The 21,292-nt window shown below is 72.6% G+C and carries 18 protein-coding genes and 1 tRNA gene; 8 read left to right on the top strand and 11 right to left on the bottom strand.

The window, feature by feature from the left end:
• Window positions 1-221: 221 nt before the first annotated feature.
• Both MKK55_RS12475 and htpG read right to left on the bottom strand, forming a co-directional pair.
• Window positions 222-311, bottom strand: a tRNA-Ser gene (locus tag MKK55_RS12475).
• A 107-nt stretch (window positions 312-418) separates the two neighbouring features.
• Window positions 419-2,248: a molecular chaperone HtpG gene (gene htpG, locus MKK55_RS12470; RefSeq protein ID WP_243934990.1), complete on the bottom strand. Its 1,830-nt coding sequence runs from the start codon at window positions 2,246-2,248 to the stop codon at window positions 419-421.
• Window positions 2,249-2,533: 285 nt separating this feature from the next.
• Here htpG and MKK55_RS12465 point away from each other — a divergent pair, with 285 nt between their 5' ends.
• Window positions 2,534-5,968: an ATP-binding protein gene (locus tag MKK55_RS12465; protein ID WP_243934989.1), complete on the top strand. Its 3,435-nt coding sequence runs from the start codon at window positions 2,534-2,536 to the stop codon at window positions 5,966-5,968.
• Window positions 5,961-6,872: a response regulator transcription factor gene (locus tag MKK55_RS12460; protein ID WP_243934987.1), complete on the top strand. Its 912-nt coding sequence runs from the start codon at window positions 5,961-5,963 to the stop codon at window positions 6,870-6,872. Before MKK55_RS12465 ends, MKK55_RS12460 begins: the two co-directional genes overlap by 8 nt.
• Window positions 6,873-6,908: 36 nt before the next feature.
• On the opposite strand, the gene MKK55_RS12455 is transcribed toward MKK55_RS12460, so the two are convergent.
• Genes MKK55_RS12455 through MKK55_RS12445 form a run of 3 tightly spaced genes read right to left on the bottom strand, consistent with a single transcriptional unit; the run spans window position 6,909 to window position 8,877 of the window.
• Window positions 6,909-7,568 (bottom strand): peptidase C15, encoded by a 660-nt coding sequence (locus MKK55_RS12455; RefSeq protein ID WP_243934985.1) that lies wholly within the window; start codon window positions 7,566-7,568, stop codon window positions 6,909-6,911.
• Entirely contained in the window at window positions 7,565-8,554 is a 990-nt protein-coding gene (meaB, locus tag MKK55_RS12450; RefSeq protein WP_147843398.1) for a methylmalonyl Co-A mutase-associated GTPase MeaB, read from the bottom strand. Before meaB ends, MKK55_RS12455 begins: the two co-directional genes overlap by 4 nt.
• Window positions 8,551-8,877, bottom strand: coding sequence for a hypothetical protein (locus MKK55_RS12445; RefSeq protein ID WP_243934983.1), 327 nt, complete (start codon window positions 8,875-8,877; stop codon window positions 8,551-8,553). The genes meaB and MKK55_RS12445 overlap by 4 nt, the downstream gene beginning before the upstream one ends.
• 80 nt (window positions 8,878-8,957) lie before the next feature.
• Here MKK55_RS12445 and MKK55_RS12440 point away from each other — a divergent pair, with 80 nt between their 5' ends.
• Entirely contained in the window at window positions 8,958-9,995 is a 1,038-nt protein-coding gene (locus tag MKK55_RS12440) for an alpha/beta hydrolase (RefSeq protein ID WP_147728879.1), read from the top strand.
• Between the two features lie 94 nt (window positions 9,996-10,089).
• Here the strand turns inward: MKK55_RS12440 and MKK55_RS12435 are convergent, their stop codons facing one another.
• Entirely contained in the window at window positions 10,090-10,977 is an 888-nt protein-coding gene (locus MKK55_RS12435; protein WP_243934980.1) for a transglutaminase-like domain-containing protein, read from the bottom strand.
• Window positions 10,978-11,230: 253 nt separating this feature from the next.
• Here MKK55_RS12435 and MKK55_RS12430 point away from each other — a divergent pair, with 253 nt between their 5' ends.
• Window positions 11,231-11,584, top strand: coding sequence for a hypothetical protein (locus MKK55_RS12430; protein WP_147728881.1), 354 nt, complete (start codon window positions 11,231-11,233; stop codon window positions 11,582-11,584).
• A 127-nt stretch (window positions 11,585-11,711) separates the two neighbouring features.
• Here the strand turns inward: MKK55_RS12430 and MKK55_RS12425 are convergent, their stop codons facing one another.
• Window positions 11,712-12,632, bottom strand: coding sequence for an acyltransferase domain-containing protein (locus tag MKK55_RS12425; protein ID WP_243934978.1), 921 nt, complete (start codon window positions 12,630-12,632; stop codon window positions 11,712-11,714).
• Window positions 12,629-13,498, bottom strand: a complete 870-nt coding sequence (mdcB, locus tag MKK55_RS12420) for a triphosphoribosyl-dephospho-CoA synthase MdcB (RefSeq protein WP_243934976.1) — start codon at window positions 13,496-13,498, stop codon at window positions 12,629-12,631. The genes MKK55_RS12425 and mdcB overlap by 4 nt, the downstream gene beginning before the upstream one ends.
• A gap of 171 nt (window positions 13,499-13,669) precedes the next feature.
• Here mdcB and MKK55_RS12415 point away from each other — a divergent pair, with 171 nt between their 5' ends.
• Together MKK55_RS12415 and MKK55_RS12410 are read left to right on the top strand one after the other, a co-directional pair.
• Entirely contained in the window at window positions 13,670-14,233 is a 564-nt protein-coding gene (locus MKK55_RS12415; protein WP_147843403.1) for a DUF533 domain-containing protein, read from the top strand.
• Between the two features lie 103 nt (window positions 14,234-14,336).
• Complete coding sequence (locus MKK55_RS12410; protein WP_243934973.1) at window positions 14,337-15,401, top strand: esterase; 1,065 nt, start codon at window positions 14,337-14,339, stop codon at window positions 15,399-15,401.
• 16 nt (window positions 15,402-15,417) lie between these two features.
• On the opposite strand, the gene MKK55_RS12405 is transcribed toward MKK55_RS12410, so the two are convergent.
• The 3 genes from MKK55_RS12405 to MKK55_RS12395 are packed head-to-tail and all read right to left on the bottom strand — an operon-like array spanning window position 15,418 to window position 18,136.
• Window positions 15,418-16,287: an SDR family oxidoreductase gene (locus MKK55_RS12405; protein WP_243934971.1), complete on the bottom strand. Its 870-nt coding sequence runs from the start codon at window positions 16,285-16,287 to the stop codon at window positions 15,418-15,420.
• On the bottom strand, window positions 16,284-17,414 hold the full coding sequence (queG, locus tag MKK55_RS12400; protein WP_279596152.1) for a tRNA epoxyqueuosine(34) reductase QueG: 1,131 nt from the start codon (window positions 17,412-17,414) through the stop codon (window positions 16,284-16,286). Before queG ends, MKK55_RS12405 begins: the two co-directional genes overlap by 4 nt.
• A 29-nt stretch (window positions 17,415-17,443) precedes the next feature.
• Window positions 17,444-18,136 carry a glutathione S-transferase family protein gene (locus tag MKK55_RS12395; protein WP_147727635.1) on the bottom strand — a complete coding sequence of 231 codons (693 nt, stop codon included), beginning with the start codon at window positions 18,134-18,136 and terminating at the stop codon, window positions 17,444-17,446.
• A 259-nt stretch (window positions 18,137-18,395) separates the two neighbouring features.
• Between MKK55_RS12395 and MKK55_RS12390 the strand changes: the two genes are divergently transcribed.
• Both MKK55_RS12390 and MKK55_RS12385 read left to right on the top strand, forming a co-directional pair.
• Entirely contained in the window at window positions 18,396-19,199 is an 804-nt protein-coding gene (locus MKK55_RS12390; RefSeq protein ID WP_147727639.1) for an undecaprenyl-diphosphate phosphatase, read from the top strand.
• Between the two features lie 112 nt (window positions 19,200-19,311).
• Window positions 19,312-21,183 (top strand): methylmalonyl-CoA mutase subunit beta, encoded by a 1,872-nt coding sequence (locus MKK55_RS12385; protein ID WP_243934968.1) that lies wholly within the window; start codon window positions 19,312-19,314, stop codon window positions 21,181-21,183.
• Window positions 21,184-21,292 lie beyond the last annotated feature (109 nt).

The raw sequence follows: 21,292 nt of genomic DNA, 5'->3' as shown, positions 1-21,292 counted from the left end.
GGCGCGCTTTCGTCGAAGATGCCAGACCCCGCCGTTCCGAGCACGGCCGGCATGTCGGCGCGCAGCGCATCCGGGATGGTGCGACGGACATAGAAGATGCCCCGACGCTGGACGAGACCCACCATCTGCCTCTGGCTTCGTAGCACTCCTTCGTAGCAGGAGCGCGCTGAAAGCCCACGGCATCAAGAAGATGCCGTCATCACAATGGCTTAGGGGTGATTTGGCGGAGAGGGGGGGATTCGAACCCCCGATGGGCTTGCACCCATGCCGCATTTCGAGTGCGGTACAATCAACCGCTCTGCCACCTCTCCGCGAGGTGCCTCGTCGAGACCGGCGGTGCCTAGCATGAAGCACCGCCGGATCACAAGCCGGAATGCGATCTTTCGATCGTCGTCGCCGGCGAAGGTCGCCGTGCGCCTCAGGCTTTCGCGGCGAGCGCCGCCGCGACGACCTGGGCGAAGGCGACCGGGTCGCGCGGGGTGTCGCCGTCCTGGATGCGGGCGAGGTCGAGGAGGGTGCCGGCGGCCGGGGCGATGGCGACCTCCGGGCCTTCGGCCAGCGCGCGGATCAGCGGGTGGCGCGGGTTGATCTCCAGGATCGGCTTGCCGCCGCCGGCGGCGCGGCCCGCCCGGCGCAGCAGGCGCTGCATCTGGAGGTCGGGGCCGCTGCCGCCGGCGGCCAGCACCACCGCGCTGTCGACGAGGCGGTCGGTGGCGCGCACGTCCGAGACGTCCTCGGACAAGGCCGCCTTGATCTTCGCGACGAGGCCCTCGATCCCGGCCGGGGGCTCGGCAGCCTCGCCGTCGCCGGCGAACTTCGAGAGGTCGAGGGCGCCCTGCGTCACCGAGCGCAGCGGCTTCTCCTCGAAGCGCGCGAGCTGCTCGGGCCAGAACGCGTCGACGTGGTCGGAGAGCAGCAGCACCTCGAGGCCGCGGGCGCGGAAGCCTTCGAGCTGGGGCGAGCGCGCGAGCGCGTCGGCGTCGTCGGCGACGAGGTAGTAAATCGCCTCCTGGCCGTCCTTCATCCGGGCGACGTAGTCGGCGAGCCCGGTCCAGCCCTCGACCGCGGAGGACTTGAAGCGCAGCAGCGGCGCGATCTCGGCCCGGCGCTCGTGGTCCTCGTAGATGCCCTCCTTCACCACCGGCCCGAAATTCTCCCAGAAGGCCTGGTAGCCCTCGGCGTCCTTGGCCCGGCTCGTCAGCTCGGAGAGCACCCGGCCGGTGACGGCGCGGCGGATCTTGGCCAGCGCCGGCGTGGTCTGCAGCATCTCGCGCGAGACGTTGAGCGGCAGGTCCTCGGTGTCGACCACGCCCTGCACGAAGCGCAGCCAGGACGGCAGCAGCTTGGCGTCGTCGGTGATGAACATGCGCCGGACATGCAGGCGAACCTTGCTCTCGCGCTCGCCCTCGACCGCCTGGAACGGCTTCATCCCGGGCACGAACAGCAGCGCCGAGAACTCGAGCGCGCCCTCGGCGCGCCAGTGCAGCGTCGCCCACGGCTTGTCGAAGTTCATCCCGACCGAGCGGTAGAACTCCTCGTACTGCTCCGGCGTGATCTCGGATTTGGGCTTGCGCCAGAGCGCGGTGCCCTGGTTGGCCGATTCCTCCTTGCCGTCCTCGACGATGGCGATCGGCACGGTGATGAAGTCGGCCCATTTGCGCACGAGGTGGTCGAGCCGGTAGCTCTCCAGGTACTCGTCGGCGTCCTCCTTCAGGTGCATCACGATCGTGGTGCCGGGTTCCTCGCGGGTCGCCGGCTCGAGCGTGTAGCTGCCCTGGCCCTCCGAGGCCCAGGTCCAGGCCTCGTCGGTGCCCGCGCGGCGCGAGGTGACGGTAACCCGGTCGGCGACCATGAAGGCCGAGTAGAAGCCGACGCCGAACTGGCCGATCAGGCTCGGCTTCTCGTCGGGCTTGGCCTCCGCCAGCGTCTGCGAGAAGGCCCGCGTGCCCGAGCGCGCGATGGTGCCGAGGTTGGAGGCGAGGTCCTCCTTGCTCATGCCGATGCCGGCATCCGAGACCGTGAGCGTGCGCGCCGGCTTGTCGGGGGTGATCCGCACCTTCGCGTCGGCGGGCAGCGCGCTCGCCGCCGAGGTCAGCGCCTCGAACCGGCGGCGGTCCATCGCGTCGGCGGCGTTGGCCACCAGCTCCCGCAGGAAGATCTCGCGGTCGGAATAGAGGGCGTGGACCACGAGATCCAGCAGCCGCCCGACTTCGGCACCGAATTCGTGCCGCTCCACCGTCTCGCTCACGTTCGTCGCTCCACTTCACAAGGCGCCGCCGGACGAAGTGGACGTCGGTTCGTCGTCGGGCAGCGCATCAGGACAGGTCCGCGCGGCGCCCGATCCCGCAGGACCCGGGGCGCGGATGCGGTGGCGATATGCCGTCGCGGTCCCGCGAATTCAATGCTGTCGCCCCCCCGCGAGCCGCGCGGGCGGCGCACGATTTTTGCGTATCCTGCGCCGATCCGGCCTATCGATGCCGCACGGTCCGCGGGCCACGCCGTCCGGGGACGATTCGGGACCGACCACCACGCCATGAGCGGGCGCCAGCACATCATCCCGATCCGCCGGGACTACAACCGCCTCGTCGCCGACGAGACGCTGGAGGATTACGCGCTGCGCTTCACCGCCAAGAAGGCGCGGCGCTGGTCCGCGTTCCAGGTGGCGCAGACGGCGCTCGGCTCGCTCTCGTTCCTGGCGCTGGAGGCGATCGGCGGCACGCTTGTCCTGGCCACCGGCTTCCCCAACACGCTGGCCGCCGTCCTCGTCGTCGGCGTGCTGATCTTCGCCACCGCCGCGCCGATCACGATCTACGCCGCCCGCTACGGCGTCGACATGGACCTGCTCACCCGCGGGGCCGGCTTCGGCTATCTCGGCTCGACCGTGACCTCGCTGATCTATGCGAGCTTCACGTTCCTGTTCTTCGCCATCGAAGCCGCGATCATGGCCTTGGCGCTGCAGCTCTGCTTCGGCCTGCCGCTGTGGATCGGCTATCTTGCCTGCGCCGCGATCGTGATCCCGCTCGTCGTCTACGGCATCCGCCTGATCAGCCGGTTCCAGATCGGGACCCAACCCTTGTGGATCGGCCTCAACCTGCTGCCGCTGGCCTGCATCGCCTGGAAGGGCGACGCGCCGCTCGCGGCGCTGCTCGCCTTCCCCGGCCTCGCCCCGGGCGCGGGCACCGGGCTCGACGCGGCCCGCTTCGGCCTCGCCGTCGGCGTGCTGCTGGCGCTGCTGGCGCAGGTCGGCGAGCAGGTCGACTTCCTGCGCTTCGTGCCGGAGGCGAAGGGGCGGCAGGCGGGGCGGATCGACCGGCGCTGGTGGGCGGCGGTGCTGGCGGCCGGCGCCGGCTGGATCGTGCCGGGGATGCTCAAGATCCTGCTCGGCGCCTTCCTCGCGGTGCTGGCGATGGCGCACGGCGTCGCGCCGGAGAACGCCGCCGAGCCCACGCGGATGTACGCGGTCGCCTTCGGCTACGTCACGCCCTCGCGGGAGGCCGCGCTGCTCCTGATGACCGGCTTCGTCGTGGTCTCGCAGCTCAAGATCAACCTGACCAACGCCTATGCCGGCTCGATCGCGTGGTCGAACTTCTTCTCGCGGCTCACCCACAGCCATCCCGGCCGCGTCGTGTGGCTGGTGTTCAACGTCGCCATCGCGCTGCTCTTGATGGAGCTCGGCATCGACAAGACCATCGCCAGCACGCTGCCGCTCTACGCGGTCGTGGTCTCGGCCTGGGTCGGGGCGCTGGCGTCGGATCTCGCGGTCAACAAGCCGCTCGGCCTGTCGCCGCCCGGCATCGAGTTCAAGCGCGCGCACCTCTACGCCGTCAACCCGGTGGGCACCGGGGCGATGACGCTGGCGCTGCTCGCCGGCTACCTCGCCCATGCCGGCCTGCTCGGGCACGCCCTGCAACCGTTCGCGCCGCTGCTGGCGCTCGGCGTCGCGTTCGCGGCGGCGCCGCTGATCGCCTGGGGGACGGGCGGGCGCTACTACCTCGCCCGGACGCCGAAGGCCGACTGGGGGGACTCCGAGATCGTCTGCCGGGTCTGCGAGCTGCCGTTCGAGGGCGAGGACATGGCCCATTGCCCGGCCTATGACGGGCCGATCTGCTCGCTGTGCTGCTCGCTCGACGCCCGCTGCGGAGACCTGTGCAAGCCGCACGGCAAGCTGGAGGCGCAGGCGCAAGGCGCGCTCGGCCGGATCGTGCCGGCACGCACCGCGGCCTGGATCGGCGCGCCGCTCGGGCGCTACCTCGCCCTGATGCTGACGCTGGTCGCCGTGGTCGGCCTGATCCTCGGCATCGTCCATGCCGGGGCGACGCTGGAGCATCCCGAGCACCGCGCGGCGTTGCGGGCGGCGCTGACCAGCGTGTTCTTCATCCTGATCGTCATCCTCGGCGTCGTCGCCTGGCTGTTCGTGCTGGCCCACGAGAGCCGCCGCGTCGCGCAGGCCGAGACCCGGCGCCAGACCGCGCTGCTCGAGGCCGAGATCGAGGCGCACAAGGTCACCGACGCCAAGCTCCAGGCGGCCAAGGAGACGGCGGAAGCCGCCAACCTCGCCAAGAGCCGCTACGTCGTCGGCATCAGCCACGAGCTGCGCACGCCGCTCAGCGCGGTGCTCGGCTACGCCCAGCTGCTCGAAGGCGACGTCGCGATCCCGCCCGCGCGCCAGAACGGCATCCGGGTGATCCGGCGCAGCGCGCAGCACCTGTCGGGCCTGATCGACGGCCTCCTCGACATCTCGCGGATGGAGGCGGGCCGCCTGCAGATCCACCGCGACGAGATCCGCATCGCCGACGTGCTCGACCAGATCGTCGACATGGTGCGGCTGCAGGCGCAGGCCGCGGGCCTCGACTTCCGCTTCACCCGGCCCGAGATCCTGCCCGCGGTGGTCGCCACCGACGAGAAGCGCCTGCGGCAGGTGCTGCTCAACCTGCTCTCGAACGCGATCAAGTTCACGCAGAGCGGCCACGTCGCGCTCGACCTCAGCTACCGCAGCCAGGTGGCGGTGTTCACGATCCGCGACACCGGGCCCGGCATCCCCGAGGCCGACCTCGAGCGGATCTTCGAGCCGTTCGAGCGCGGCGCGACGCCGGCCGCCGCCGGCACGCCGGGGACCGGGCTCGGGCTCACCATCGCCAACCTGCTGGCGCAGGTGATGGGCGGCGAGATCTCGGTGACGAGCGAGCTCGGCCGCGGCACCGCCTTCCGCTTCCGCCTGATGCTGGCCTCGGTCTCGCGCCCCGCGCCGACGCCGCTTCCGCTGGCCGTCCCGGCCCGGGCCTACGGCGGCGCCCGGCGGACGGTGCTGGTCGCCGACGACGATGCCGGCCACCGCGCGCTGATGCGCGAGATCCTCGAGCCGGAGGGCCTCGTCGTGATCGAGGCCGCCGACGGGGCGGCATGCCTCGCCGCGGCGCAGGCGGATCGGCCCGACCTGCTGCTCCTCGACATCGCGATGCCGGGGCTCTCGGGCTGGGCGGTCGCCAAGCGGCTGCGCGAGACCGGGTTTTCCGGGCGGATCGCGATGATGTCGGCCAACGTCCACGAGATCAGCCCGATCCGCGGCGACGACGCCCCGCACGACGCGATCATCGCGAAGCCCTTCGACCTGCGCGACTTCCTCGAGCGGATCACGCAGCTGCTCGGCCTGGAATGGACGGGCACGCAGGAACCCGAGCCCGAGCCGCCGCCGGCCCCGGGCACGCCGCCGCCGGAGGCGACCGCCGGGCCGTCGCCGGAGCAGGTCGGCGACCTGCTGCGCCTCGGCCGGATCGGTCACATCCGCGGCATCGAGGCCAAGCTCGCCGAGATGGCGCAGGATGCGCGCGTGCCGGGCGCCTTCGTGGCGGAGATGCGCGGCCTCGTGGCGGATTTCGACATGCGGCGCTACCTGCGCATCCTCCAGGAGATGTCCGAGCAGGCCGTGGAGCGGACGGTGGATCGGGAAGGCCTCGCCTCGGATGCCTGAGCCGCAGCGCGACATCGTCCTCGTCGTCGACGATTCCCCCGACACCCTGAGCTTCCTCACCGAGGCGATCGAGCGCTCCGGGGCCACCGTGCTCGTGGCGGTGGCGGGCGACCTCGCCCTGGCGCTGGTCGACGAGATCACCCCCGACGTGATCCTGCTCGACGCGATGATGCCGGGCATGGACGGGTTCGAGACCTGCCGCCGCCTCAAGGCGAAGCCGCAGGTCGCGCACGTGCCGGTGATCTTCATGACCGGGCTCACCGAGACCGAGCACATCGTGAAGGGGTTGGGCGCCGGCGGCGTCGACTACGTGACCAAGCCGATCGCGCCGGACGAGATCCTCGCCCGCATCCGCGTCCACCTGGCGAGCGCCCGCGCCGCCCAGAGCGCGCGTGCGGCCCTCGACACCGCGGGCCGCACGCTGTTCGCCGTGGACGCGGCCGGCGCGGTGGCCTGGTGCACGCCGCAGGCCGCGCGCCTGCTCGCCGACCTCGCGGCCGATCCCGGCGCGTCGCTCGCCCTGCCGGCGACGAGCCGCGCCTGGCTGCGCGACGCCCTGGACGGCGGCGCGGCGGCGCCCTTGAGCCTGCGCGACCGCGAGGGCCGCGCCCACGTCCTCAGCTTCATCGGCCGGACCGGCGACGAGATCCTGCTGCGCCTCTCGCGCGACGACACCGCCGCGGGCCTGGACCGCCTGCGCGATCGGCTTCGCGTCACCGGCCGCGAGGCGGAGGTGCTGCTCTGGCTCTCGCGCGGCAAGTCGAGCCGCGACATCGGCGAGATCCTGGGGCTGAGCCCGCGCACGGTGACGAAGCACCTGGAGGGCATCTACGCCAAGCTCGGCGTCGAGAACCGCACCGCCGCCTCGGTGATCGCGGCGCGGCACCTGCAGGATCTGGGGTGAGCGACGCGGCGGCGACGTGAGACATTCGAAGCAGCATCACCGCTTCGAGGCGGCCGCCCGTCCCCGAACGCAAAGGAACAAGGCCACCTCCGTGAGCGCCCGCGCCTGCGCCGCGGGATCGGGTCGGCCGTGCCGCGGGCGCGCCGCGTCGCGGGGCCGCCTCACCGCTGCCGCCGGCGGGATGTGGACGAACAGCACCGGGCAGGGCTCGGCCAGGGCGCGGAAGTAGCTGGCGTTGCAGAGGTAGCGCCAGGCATCGCGCGAGCGCCCCGCCGCCAGCCCGTGCCGGCGCAGGATCGCCAGGGCCTGGGGCGCGACGAAGGCACGGCGGGCCGGCGGTCCGTCCGGATCGAGGGTGAGGTGGGCGGACGGGCGCCCCGACGCATCGGGGTAGAACCGGCTCGCCCGGTTGCAGGCCCGCGCCTCCACGCGGATGCGCTTGGCCCGCGAGGCGACGCCGAGCATCAGCACCGCCGCGGGCGCCTGCGCCAGCGTCGGCACGAGCTGCGTGCCGATCGCGTCGTAGGTGGTGTCCAGCACCCGCACCCGCAGGGCGCGACCGAGGGCCGACCTGAGGCGGCTCGACCTTTCGAGGCGGCGCGCCAGCGCCGCGCTCGGGTTGCGCGGCATGCCGGGAAACGGGCCGAACCCGGTGATCAGAAGAACCGGCGATCCGCTGGAAGCCGCCAGGCTCAAAGCCCGATCAGCTCGGCGATGGCGGCCGCGCCCGCGGCCGGCGAGGCTTCGCCCTGCGCGACGCGGCCTTCCGCCTCCGCCGTCTGCTTGCGCACCTCCGGCGTGCCGACGAGGCGCTGGTGCAGACGCTCGTGGACGAGCGCCCACATCCACTTCACGTCCTGCTCGCGGCGCTTCCTCGCGATCTCGCCGGTGGCGGTGAGCTTCTGGCGGTGGTCGACGACGCGGTCCCACATCGCGTCGAGGCGCAGGTTGTGGAAGCCCGAGATGGTGACCACCGGCGGCGTCCAGGTGGCGGAGGCCGGCGTCAGGATGTGGAGCGCCGCGCGGTACTCGCCGGCCGCGGCGTTCGCGCGCCGCTCCGCCTCGCCGTCGTCGGCCTTGTTGACCGCGATCATGTCGGCGAGCTCGAGGATGCCCTTCTTGATGCCCTGCAGCTCGTCGCCGGCACCCGGCAGCATCAGCACCAGGAAGAAGTCGGTCAGGTCCGCCACCGCCGTCTCGGACTGGCCGACGCCCACCGTCTCGACCAGGATTACGTCGAACCCGGCCGCCTCGCACAGCAGCATGGTCTCGCGGGTCTTGGCCGCGACGCCGCCGAGCGTACCCGACGAGGGCGACGGACGGATGAAGGCGTTGGGATCGAGGGCGAGGCGGGCCATCCGGGTCTTGTCGCCGAGGATCGAGCCGCCGGTGCGCGTCGAGGACGGGTCGACCGCCAGCACCGCCACCTTGTGGCCGGCGGCCGTCAGGTTGGCGCCGAGCGCGTCGATCGTCGTCGACTTGCCGACCCCGGGCACCCCGGTGATGCCGACGCGGATCGCCTGCCCGGTCTGCGGCAGAACCGCGTCGATCAGGTCCCGCGCCAGCGCCCGGTGATCGGCCCGCTTCGACTCGGCAAGGGTGATGGCGCGGGCGAGCGCGGCCCGGTCGCCGGCGAGCAGCCGCGTGCGGAGCGCATCGATGTCGAGGGAAGGAGGCGTCATCCGCCCTTCATGCCGGGGCGGGCGGCGTTCGTCGAGGGGCACGGACCGGGTCGGCCCGCGCCGATCGCGATCCCGGCATCAGCGCCGCCGGTGCCGGACAGGACGGAGGCGGTGGTGGCCAGGCCGATCGCGCGACGCGCCGGTGACGATCTGGCGATCGAAAGGGTTTCGCGCTGTGAACACGGCGGGTCCTTTTCCAATCGTGAGGCATCCCCCTGCCCTTCCGACCGCCGTATGCCGCCGCCGTTCAGGAGGAGGCTCCCGGCCGCCGCGCCGGATGCCCGCAATCCACCGGACGAACGGTCACGCTTACGCCCTGCCATGGTCATGATCCTGCGGCACAGGCTAGGTCTCGGAGCCGGACACATCGCCGTCTCCCCTCGTGCCGGACAGACCCGAGATCATGCTGCGCCAGCCTCCGACCCGCCGCGCCTTCGTCCGTCTCGGTGCCCTCGGGGGGGCCGCCGTGCTGGCGCCGTCCCTCGGGGGCTGCGTCACGGACAGCCTCTCGACCGGGACGGTCGCGCTGCCCGAGAGGCAGTCGGCCCTCGACGTGATGCCGGTCCTGCTCGTCGCCACCACGCGCAAGCCCGTCGGCAGCCCGCCCAAGCCCCCCTACTTCAACGCCGAGCGCGGACGCGGCCTGAGCTTCGCCGAGGTGCGGCTGTCCCCGCCCGACCGGTCGCTGCTCGGCAAGGTCTCGTCGGTGATCTCCGGCGACTGGACCATCGGCGCGGTGCCGAAGGTCGAGACCGGCCCCGGCGCGGCCAACGCCTTCGCGGAGGCCGCCCTCGGCCGCGACGTGCTGATCTACGTCCACGGCTACCGCGAATCGTTCGAGTCGGCCGCCGTCAGCGCGGCCCGGCTCTCGGACGGCATCCGCTTCCGCGGCGTCTCCGGCCTGTTCACCTGGCCGTCGGCCGCCGCGACCTTCGATTACGGCTACGACCGCGAGAGCGCGCTGTGGTCGCGCGACGCGTTCGAGGACCTGCTGAAGGCCCTCGCGGCGACCCAGAGCGCGGGCAGGATCAACATCGTCGCCCACTCGATGGGCACGCTGCTGACGCTGGAGACCCTGCGGATGCTGCGCGCCGAGGCCGGCGACGCGGCGATGAATCGGATCGGTGCCGTGGTGCTCGCCGCCCCCGACATCGACATCGACCTGTTCACGGGCAGCGTCGCCAAGCTCGGCGCGGACGTGCACAAGATCACGGTGATCTCGTCGACCAACGACCGCGCGCTCGAGCTCTCCGGCGCCATCGCCGGCGGCGTCGTGCGCGCCGGCGCCGCCGACCGCGACCGCCTGGAGGCGCTGGGCGTGCGCGTCGCCGACGCCTCGGATTACGGCGGCGGCCTGATCAACCACGACCTGTTCCTCTCGAACCCCGAGGTGCAGGGCGTGGTCAAGCGCGCGATCTCGCGCGGCGGCAGCGGGGCCTGAGCCCGGATCGTGATCCGGCCCCCGCGACCGCGGGGCGGCGGGCGTCCGCCGGGCCTCATGGGTCCCGACCCATACGACCAAGAATGAACGCTCCTCACCCCATCCGGGTCGTCATGGTCTGCGGCGGCAGCGGCTCCTCCGGCTCCTCGGCGGCCCCCGCGTCGAGGTGGTCGATCACCGCGACGGCGTCGGCCCAGACCCGGAAGCCGACCAGCGGGTTCGGGCCGAAGGTGTGGGTCAGCGGCACGTCGGCGGCGTCGCGCCCGTAGGCGACCATCACCCGGCCGATGCGCGGCGCGTTGTTGCGCGGGTCGAACACGTGCCAGCGCCCACCGAGATAGACCTCCATCCAGGCGCAGAAATCGCCCGCCGGATGCGGCTCGGGCTCGCCGATGAAGCTGATGTAGCCGGTGCAGTAACGGGTCGGCAGGTTCAGCGCCCGGCAGAACGCCACCGCGAGATGGGTGAAGTCGCGGCAGACCCCGCGCCCGCCCTGGTAGGCGTCGAGCGCGGTGCGGTCGCGGTGGGCGAACTCGTAGCCGAAGGCGAGGTGGGCGTGGACGAAGTCGCACACCGCCTGCACCCTGGCCCAGCCGGGCGGCACGTCGCCGAACAGCCGCCAGGCCTCGTCGGCGAGCAGGTCGGATTCGCAGTAGCGGCTCGGCAGCAGGAACAGCAGGGTCTCGGCCGGCAGGTCCTCGACGCGGTGCTGCTCGGCGTCCCGCTCGGCGGGATCGGGCAACCCGTCGTCGGCGACGACCCCGTCGGTGCCGATGGTGAACGCGCCGGCCGGCGCGATCAGGCGACCGCACAGGTTGCCGAAGCTGTCCCGGTACGTCTCGACCGGCACCTCGGGATGGGTGACGATCGCATCGGGGGCCTCGAGGGCGTCGGCGCAGGAGGGATGCAGGTTGAGCATCACCACCATCGGCACGGGATAGGGGAAGGCGTAGCGCATCTCGCAGCCGAGCCTGATCCGCATCCGGGATGATCCTTCTTTCCTGGGCCGGCGCCGGCCACGCCATGCCGTCGCCGGGTCCAAGCAGGAGGCGGACCGCGGAGGGCTCGGACGGCGCGATAATTCGGGGTTGGCGGGTGTACCGTTCCCCCCTACAGCATCCCCGCGACCGGATTGAGAGCGGTGCGCGGAAGTTCCAGAGCTTTCTTGCGGCGCAGGCGCGAACGGCCCGGATGCGGGGCCTTCCGCAACCACGGTAACCAGAGGGAAGTCAGCGATGTTCACGCTCGAGATCGAGGGCAAAGCCGTGGCGGTCATCAACGGCGACGAGGAGACCGCGCGCGACCTCTTCACCTGCGACGGCTTCAAGGAAGACATCCAGAAGATGACGAGCGACGGCGCGCCGCTCTGGAACGGCACCTCGGAGCTCAAGATCCGCGCCGCCAGCGAGGACGAGATCGAGATCTTCGAGGACGCGCTGGCGGAGGACGACGGCGAGGGCGACTTCGAGGACGATCCGCGCCACGCCGCCGCCAACGACGCCACCACCGAAGAGGGCGAGGACGACGAGGACGAAGCCGACATCGTCTTCCTCCTCGACATCGACGAGGCCGACGCCCTCGATTCATGACGGGTTCGGGCGCGCTGGCCCGCCGGGCACCGGGCTGCCGGGCCCACTGAACGCTCCGGCGCCCAGCTTCACGTCCCCCCTCCCCCCCTCCGCGGGGGGAGGGAGAGCGCTTCGGGCGCAGCGTTCCCTAGGCCGAGAGCCACTCCGTCACGCCCGCCGCGGAACGGAAATCCTCCAGCGCCCGCACCCGCGCGTCGGGGAGCGCCGCGGCGGCCATCGTCGCGAGCGCGTGGCCGGGGCCGAGCTCGAGCACGGTGGTGGCGCCGTATTCCCGGCAGGCGTCGAGGCAGGCCGCCCAATCGATCGTGGTGGCGATCTGGCGCGCGAGCTTGTCGAGCCCGGCCGCGGCATCGAACACGGTGCTGCCGTCGAGCCCGCTGACCAGACGGGGCGCCGTGCGCGCCGGCTTGTCAGGAAGAGCCTCGCGCAGGGTTTCGCGGAAGCGGGCGGCGGCGTCCGCGAGGAGCGGGGTGTGCGACGGCGTCCGCACCGGAAGCAGCACCGCGCGCTGCGCGCCGGCCGCGAGGGCGTCGCGGCGGACGGCCTCCAATCCGCCGACCGCTCCGCCGATCACGACGCTGTCGGGCGCGTTCCGGATCGCGAGGTGGCAGCCCTGCGCGGTCGCCATCGCCGCGACCCGCGCCTGCGGCAGGCCGCGGATGCCGGCGAGGCCGTACCCCGAGCCGGAGGCGGCATCCATCGCCTCGGCTCGGGCCGCGGCGAGCGCCAGCACGGTCTCGGCCGAGAAGCGTCCGGCGCAGCCCCAGGCGGCCAAGTCGCCGATGCTGTAGCCGGCGACGATCCGGCGGCCGGGCGCCGCCTCCGAGACGAGGGTCCAGGCGGCGAGCGCCGCGACGCAGCACAGGATCTGCCCGGTGCGGTTCTCATTCAGGGCCTCGCCGCCGGCGCGTGCGAGGTCGCGCGGGTCGGCCCCGAGCAGCGGCCGCGCCGCGGTGAACACGGCCTGCGCCGCCGGCAGGTCGGCGGTGAGATCGAACATTCCGGGATGCTGGGCGCCCTGCCCCGAGCAGAGGATCGCCAGCGTCATGGGCACGGCGCCTCGATCGCGTCCACGAACAGCGTCATCGCCAGCAGGTCGGCCGCGCCGCCGGGGCTGAGGTTGCGCGCGACGAAGGCGCGGTGGAGGTCCTCCGCCGCGGCGCGCCAATCCGACCGGCCGACGCCGCCGGCCGTGATGAAGCCGGCGGCGGCGTCGCGGGCGAAGGCGTAGCCGGCCTCGCCGCCGCGATGCAGCAGGTTCGTGTCCTCCAAAGTGGCGATGAGCGCGAGGCAGGCCTCGACACGCGCCGCCTCCGGATCGTCCGGCCGCAGGCGCCGGCCGCGGTCGAGGGCCGGTAGGCCGACCCCGTAGAGGTGGGGGAAGCCGGAGGCCGCCTCGTGCGGCGCGCCGCCGACCCCGTGGCGGCGCCGGGCCTCGGCTCCGGGGGCGCGCAGCAGGACCGGGCCGTCGAGGATGGCGTCGCCGTAGCGTTGGCGGATCCGGCCGCCGAGCCCGCCGGCGGGGATCGTCTCGCCGGTGAACGACCCGGCGGCCGCGCAGAGCAGCCCGAGGCCGAAGATCGCGCCGCGATGGGTGTTCACGCCCCCGGTCGCCGCGCGCATCGCCGCCTCGGCCGCGATGCCGATGCGGCGCAGCGCCGGCATCGTCGCCTCCTGGGCGCCGGCGGCGGCGAGGTCGGCGAGGTAGGGCTCGATCGCCGCCGTGCTCGCCGCGAAGGTGGCGGCGTCCATGTCGGCATGGCTGCCGCTGTCGACGCGGCTGACGAGGCCGGGCTTGGGGTAGGTGTCGAGCTCGAGCCGCAACGCGGTTGCCGCCACGGCCGCGATGCGCCTGGCGCGCTCGGCGTCCCGCAGAGGCAGGCTTGGGCTCTTGGATCGTGCGGCTGTCGTCATGGCCTCTCGGCTTAGGGGACGGGGAAGGAGCGCCATCGGCTGGTGCCGCCCTCTATCGCCGCCTCGCCCGAATCCGGCAACCGCCACCGGCGCGACGGAAGATGCCGATGAACCTTGGCCCCGTCCGGTCGTTGCCGGTCCGATCCCCGCCCGCGTTCGGAGTAGCCCGCGATGCCCGATCTGAACAAAACCGCCGACGCCAAATTGCCCGTTGATCCCAAGAAGTCCGTCGACGCGAAGTCGATCGTCGACGCCCTCGTCAAGGCGCGCGGCGGCGCCCTGGCCGGCGCGGCCCTGGGCGGCCTCGCGCTGATCGGCGGCCTCGCCTTCCGGGCGCTGCGCGGCGGCAAGCCGGACGAGGCGCAGACGGCGGCGTTCCAGGACGTGCCGGAGGACGAGGCGCGCCTGATGCTGCGCGCGATGGTGGCGGCGACCGTGGCCGACGGCCTGGTCGACGCGGCCGAGCGGCGCCGGCTCGACGAGGCCGTCGCGGCGGCCGGCATCGATCGCGACGGGCGCGCCTGGCTCGAGCGCGAGCTCGCCAACCCGGCCGAGATCGACGAGATCGCCGACGCGGTCGACGATTCCGACGCCGCCGCCCGGATCTACGCCGCCGCGGCCCTGGCGATCGACCTCGACACGATGCAGGAGCGCCAGTTCCTCAAGATGCTGGCCGAGGCGCTCGACGTGCCGGCCGAGGCCGCGGCCCGCGTCGAGCGTGAACTCTCGGCCTGATCGTCGCGCCGCCGCACCTTCCGGTTGATGCCGGCGGGCGCGGCGGTGCTAGGTTCCGGCTGCGGCGCCACGGAAGACGGCGCCGCGGGGAACCGGGAACCGCATGTCCGAGGACAACACGACGCCGCCGCGGCGTCTCGCCGCCATCGCCCTGATCGGGAGCCTGCTCGCCCCGCCCGCCGCGGCGGCCGAGCCCGCAGGGCCGCTGACGATCGCCCGGCAGGGCAGCTTCTTCGTCGGCGGCCGCAGCGTCGCCTCCGACACCCTCTCGACGCTGCCGGCCTACGCGCCCTCGGGCACGATCAGCGTCGACCAGGTCTACGTGCGCTACCAGATCCCGGTGGAGGCCAAGCGCCCGGCGATCGTCTTGATCCACGGCTGCTGCCTCACGGGCAAGACCTGGGAGACGACGCCGGACGGGCGCATGGGCTGGGACGAGTTCTTCGTCCGCACCGGGTTCCCGACCTACGTGATCGACCAGGCCGGTCGCGGCCGCTCGGCGGTGGACCCGTCCAGGATCAACGCGGTGAAGACCGGTCAGGCGGCGCCCGAGACGCTGCCGCCGGTGGTGTCGGCCGGCCAGGAGCCGGCCTGGGCGATCTTCCGCTTCGGCCCGAAATATCCGGAGGTGTTTCCCGGGATGCAGTTCCCGCTGGAGGCGCAGGCCGAGTTCTGGAAGCAGATGGTCGCCGACTGGGCCGCGACCCTGCCGACCCCGAACCCGACCGTGCCGGCCCTGTCCGAGCTGGCCAAGACGATCGAGAAAACCGGGCTCGACGGCGCGATCCTGATCAGCCACTCGCAATCGGGCATCTACCCGTTCCAGACCGCCGCGCTCGATCGCGCCGGCATCCGCGGCCTCGTGGCGATCGAGCCGGCCGCCTGCCCCGATCCGGCCAAGGACGACCTGGCACCCTACAGGGACCTGCCGATCCTCGTGCTGTGGGGCGACTACGTCGAGCGCGTGCCGCGCTGGGCCCCGCGTCTGAAACTCTGCCGCGCCTTCGTCGAGGCCGCCAACAAGGCCGGCGGCAAGGCGGAGCTGGTCCTGCTGCCCGACGTCGGCATGGCGGGCAACTCGCACATGCTGATGCAGGACAGGAACAGCCTCGACGTGGCCGCATGGCTGGCCGCCTGGCTCGACGCGCACGTGCCGCCGCGCCCGTGACGGTGGGCCGGCTCCGTCAGCCGGCCGCCTCGTCCTTCAAGGCCTGCAGCCCCTCGCGATAGGTCGGGAAGGCGAGGTCGACGCCGAGTTCCGCGCGGATCAGGCGGTTCCGCACGCGCTTGTTCTCGCCGTAGAAGCTGCGTGCCATCGGCGAGAGGTCGGCGGTCTCGAAGTCGACCTCCGGCGGGAGGGGCAGGCCGGTGAGCGCCGCGGCGTATTCCGTGACGGTCTGGGGTGGCGCCGGCTCGTCGTCGGTGACGTTGTAGACCGCGCCGTTGCGCGGCCGGTCGAGCGAGGCGAGCAGCGTCGTGGCGATGTCGTCGATGTGGATGCGGTTGAAGACCTGCCCCGCCTTGACGATGCGCTGGGATCGGCCGTCGCGCAGCTTCACGATCGGGTTGCGGCCCGGGCCGTAGATGCCCGACAGCCGGAACACCTGCACCGCCTTGCCGGTCTCGGCGCCGAGCGCCCGCCACGCGTTCTCGACGGCCAGCCGCCCTTGCGAGCGCGCGCTCTTCGGCGTCGCCGGCGCGGTCTCGTCGATCCAGGCGCCGCCCTGGTCGCCGTAGACGCCGATCGTCGAGAGGTAGCCGATCCAGCCGATCCGGCTCCGGGCGATGTCGTCGCGGAACCGCCGCAGCACCGGGTCGCCGTCGCGGTCGGGCGGGACCGAGACGAGCAGCGCGTCGGCCGCCGCGAGGTCTGCGGGGATGCGCGGGTCGTCGGCCTCGGGGCCGAAGGCCCTCATCGACAGCCCGGTCTCCGCTTCGATCGCGCGGGCCTTGTCCGGCTCGGTCACCGTCGCGACGATCTGGGGAAACCGGCCGCGCGCGCATTCCGAGAAACGCCGGGCCGAGAAGCCGAGGCCGAAGACGAACAGGGTCATGATGGCATCTCCGCGGGCGGGTCGAGCGCGGCACGCCACTCGGCCCGAACGTCCGGATCGGTCTCGCCGAGCCCGTGGCGTTCGTAAAGGGGACGGCAGGCCGCGGCGCCGAGAAGCCTGCCGCAGGCCCAGACCGCCATGCCCCGCACGATCGCGGCCGGGTCCGCGAGGTTCTGCACGGCGGAGGACGCCAGCGCCGGGTCTCCCGAGTTGCCGACGGCGATGAGGACGTTGCGCAGGAAGCGGTCGCGGCCGGTGCGCTTCACAGGCGTCCCGGCGAAGCGCCTGCGGAAGGCGGCGTCGTCGAGGGCGGCGAGCTCGGCCAGCGGCGGCGCGTCGAGGCCGGGATCGGCGGCCATGCGCGCGTCCTGCGCGACGCGGGCGAACTTGTTCCAGGGGCAAACGGCGAGGCAGTCGTCGCAGCCGAACACCCGGTTGCCGATGGCGGTTCGGAACTCCGCGGCGATCGGGCCGGCATGCTCGATCGTCAGGTAGGAGATGCAGCGGCGCGCATCGAGCCGGTAGGGGCCCGGGAAGGCGTTGGTCGGGCAGATGTCGAGGCAGGCGCGGCACGAGCCGCAATGGTCGGGCTCGGGCGCGTCCGGCTCCATGTCGGCCGAGGTGTAGATCGCGCCGAGCAGCAGCCAGTTGCCGTGATCGCGCGACAGCAGCACCGTGTGCTTGCCCTGCCAGCCGAGACCGGCCGCCGCGGCCAGGGGCTTCTCCATCACCGGGGCGGTGTCGCAGAACACCTTCACCCGCACGTCGCCCTTGGCTGAGAGGTAGCCGCCGAGCTCCTTCAGCCGGCCCTTCACCACCTCGTGATAGTCGCGGCGCTGGGCGTAGGCCGCGATCGCGCCGCGATCCTTCTTCGCGAGCAGATCGAGCGGGTCGGTCTCCGGTCCGTAGTTCGTGGCGAGCACGATGATGCTGCGCACCCCCGGCCACAGGGTTTTGGGCGATGCACGCTGGTCGGCGCGGTCTTCCATCCAGCCCATCGTGCCGTGGGCGCCCTCGCCCAGCCACGCGGCGAGGCGTCCGGGCAATTCCGGCACCGCCTCCGGGCGGGTGACCTGCAGGTCGCAGAAGCCCAGGTGGCGGGCGCGGGCCTCGACGAGGCGGCGCAGGTCCCGGCCTGCGAAGATGCGGCGGTCGGTCAGAAATCCAGGTCCGCGTAATGCCCGGCCGGCGGCATGCCCGCGACCCGGTCGGCGAGCAGCGCGCGGAAGGAGGGCCGCGATTTCACCCGGGCGTACCAGTCGCGCGCGGTCTCGTCCTCGTCCCACGGCACGTCGCCGAGGTAGTCGACGCAGCTCAGGTGCGCCGCGGCGGCGAGGTCGGCATAGGTCAGGTGGTCGCCGGCGATCCAGCGGCGCCGCGCCATCAGGTAGCCGATGTACTTCAGGTGGTAGCGGACGTTGGTGCGGGCGGCGCGGATCGCGTTCATGTCCGGCGGGCCGCCGCCGGTGGCGCTGGTCATGAAGCGCTTGGCGATCTTCTCGGTCACGAGGTAGCCCGTGACCTCCGCCTCGAACTTGACCAGGAACCAGTCCATCAGCCGGCGCACCTCGACCCGCTCGGCCGGATGGTCCGGCATCAGCCGGCGCCCGGTGAGGCCGAGGCCGCGGGTCTCGTCGAGGTATTCCGCGATGATGCCGCCGCCGGGCACGACCAGGCCGCCCTGCTCCATCAGCACCGGCGTGGTGCCGGCCGGGTTGATCAGCAGGAACTCGTCGCGCCTGTCCCAGGGCCGCTCCTCGACGAGGCTCGGCTCCAGGCCCATCTCGGCCAGGACAAGGCGGATGAAGCGCGAGTTGGCGCAGAAGGGAAAGTGATAGAGCGTCGCCATCGAGGCCGTTGTCGGACTGAAAAGGGCCGGCGGGACGCGCCGCACGGGACACCCGCGGGACCGAGCGTGGGATGATCATGATTGCTCGATCGTTGCCGCCTCATTAACACGCCGCACGGAACGCGGTAACCGCTCGTTCACCATCGTCGGCGAAGCCTGTAGGCGTCCCGCCGCGGGCGGCGATCCCACTCCCTCAGGCCGGTCGCCGGCCGGCGCGGCGCGAACGGTCGAGACCAGCGATGATGCGAGATCTGCGATGATGGATGCGATGAGCATCGCGAAGGCGGTCGTGCTCGCGGTCGTCGAGGGCGCGACCGAGTTCATCCCGGTCTCCTCCACCGGGCACCAGCTCCTGGTCGGGCACTTCATCGGGTTCCACTCGCCCAACAACACCTTCGAGGTGCTGATCCAGCTCGGCGCGATCCTGGCGATCCTGGCGGTGTATTTCCGCCGGCTGCTCGGCATCGCGTTCGCCCTGCCGAACGACCCGCAGGCGCGCCGGTTCGTGCTCGGCATCCTCCTCGCCTTCCTGCCGGCGGCGATCATCGGCGGCCTGTTCTCGAAGGTGATCAAGGCCTACCTGTTCAACCCGTGGATCGTCTGCGCGACCCTGGTCGCGGGCGGGCTCGTGCTGCTCGTCCTGGACGACACCGATCTCGAGGTGAAGAAGACCGACGTCTACGACTTCACCCTGCCGATGGACCTGAAGATCGGCATCTTCCAGTGCCTGGCGATGATCCCGGGCGTGTCGCGCTCCGGGGCCACCATCGTCGGCGCGATGCTGATGGGCGCCGACAAGCGCTCCGCCACCGAGTTCTCGTTCTACCTCGCGATGCCGACCATGGCCGGCGCCTTCGCCAAGGACCTGCTCGACAACTACAAGAACCTCAACGGCGACGACGTCGGGCTGATCGTCATCGGCTTCGTGGTGGCCTTCGTCTCGGCCCTCGTCGTGGTGCGGACGGTGCTCGACTACGTCTCCCGCCACGGCTTCTGGCTGTTCGCGTGGTGGCGCATCATCGTCGGCTCGGCGGGCTTCGCCGGCCTGATCATCTTTGGATAAAAAATACGGTCGCCGCCGTCGATTGCCTCGCCAGCGGGGCCGTGCGAGGGCAGACGGATGGGGAGAGCGGGCGAAAGACCCGCGTCCCGGCACCGTTTGAAGGCCCTCCGCGATGGAAGACAGACCGCTTGCCGACCTCTTCGAGCCCGCGACCCGCGCGCGCTGGCTCGGCCTCGTCGAGGGCGTTCTGAAGGGCGCCGACTACGAGAAGCGCCTCGTCTCCAAGACGGCGGACGGCCTGCGCATCGAGCCGCTCTACGAGGCGGCCGAGCCCGTGCCGCAGCCGGTCCGCGCGGCCGGCCCGTGGCGCATCGCCCAGCGGGTCGACCATCCCGAGATCGAGCAGGCGAACCGGCAGGCGCTGGCCGACCTCGAAGGCGGCGCCGATGCGCTGACCCTGGTGTTCTCCGGCGCGCCGGCGGCCCACGGCTACGGCCTGACCGCACGCACGGTCGAAGAGCTGGAAGCCGCGCTCGCCGGCGTGATGCTGCCGCTGATCGGATTGCGCGTCGACGCCGGCCCGCTCGGGCTGGAGGCGGCCCGCCTCGTGGTCGAGCTGGCGAAGGCGCGCGGCGAGGACCTGTCGGCCTGCGACCTCGACCTCGGCATCGATCCGGTGGGCACGCTTGCCGCCTCGGGCAGCCTCGGGGCGGTGTGGTCCGAGATCGCGCCGAAGCTCGGGCAGGCGGTGAAGGACTTCGACGCCGCCGGCTTCACCGGGCGCGCGCTCCTGGCCGACGGGCGGCCCTATCACGAGGCCGGCGCCGGCGAGGCGGCCGAGCTGGGCGCGGTGCTCGCCACGGCCGTGACCTATCTCCGGGTGCTGGAGGCGGAAGGGGTGTCGCTGGAACGGGCCCGCGACGCGGTCGGGATCCTGCTCGTGACCGACGCGGACGAGTTCCTCACCATCGCGAAGTTTCGGGCGATGCGCCGGCTCTGGGCCCGCATCGAGCAGGCCTGCGGGCTCGCTCCGAAGCCGCTGCGGCTCCAGGCCGAGACCGCGTGGCGGATGATGACCCGGCGCGACCCCTTCGTGAACATCCTGAGGACCGCGATGGCGGCGACCGGGGCCGGGCTCGGCGGCGCAGACGCCGTCACCGCCCTGCCCTACACCCAGGCGCTGGGTCTCCCCGACGCCTTCGCCCGGCGGGTGGCGCGCAACAGCCAGATCGTGCTGATCGAGGAATCGAACCTCGCCCGCGTCGCCGATCCGGCCGCCGGCGCCGGCGGCTTCGAGAGCCTGACCGCGCAGCTGGCCGAGGCCGGCTGGGAGGCGTTCCGGGCGATCGAGCGCGAGGGCGGCATCGTCGCCTCGCTCAGCGTCGGCAAGCTCCAGCGCCGGATCGAGATCACCCGGGAGACGCGGGCGAAGAACGTCGCGACGCGGCGCGAGGCGCTGACCGGCGCCACCGAATTCCCCTACCTCGCCGAGAAGCCGGTCGCGGTGCTCGACGTGGCGCCCGTCGCCGCCCCCCCGGCGGCGAGCTTCGGCAGCGGAACGGCGGTCGCCTGCGACGCCCTGCCGTCGCAGCGGCTTGCCGAGCCCTACGAGGCCCTGCGCGACGCCTCCGACGGCTTCCTCGACAAGACCGGGAAGCGCCCGCAGGTGTTCTTGGCCAATCTCGGCCCGGTCGCGGTGTTCAACGCCCGCTCGACCTTCGCCGCCAACGCCTTCGCCGCCGGCGGCATCGAGGCGCTGAGCAACGACGGGTTCCCCGACGATGCGAGCCTCGCCGAGGCGTTCAAGGCCTCGGGTGCGGCGCCCGCCTGCCTGTGCTCCTCCGACGCCGTCTACGAAGCCCGCGCCGTCTCCGCGGCGAAGGCCCTGGCGGCGGCCGGCGCCGGGACGATCTACCTCGCGGGCAAGCCGGGGGCGGATCTCGCCGAACCGCTCGCGGCGGCGGGCGTCCACGGCTTCCTCCATGCCGGCGGCGACCTTCTGGCGCTGCTGAACGACGCCCTGAGGCGGGCCGCCCGCGCCTGAGCGGGGAAATCGGCAACCGATCCGGCCGTCGCGTGTTTCGAAGCGGACATGCCTGCACGCCCGCGCGGTGCGTGCCGGGCACTCGACACGCTCGCCCGATCGGGATCCG

This window comes from Methylobacterium sp. J-059 (assembly GCF_022829485.1).
Lineage (GTDB): Bacteria > Pseudomonadota > Alphaproteobacteria > Rhizobiales > Beijerinckiaceae > Methylobacterium.
This window is presented reverse-complemented; position numbering and strand designations above follow the sequence as displayed.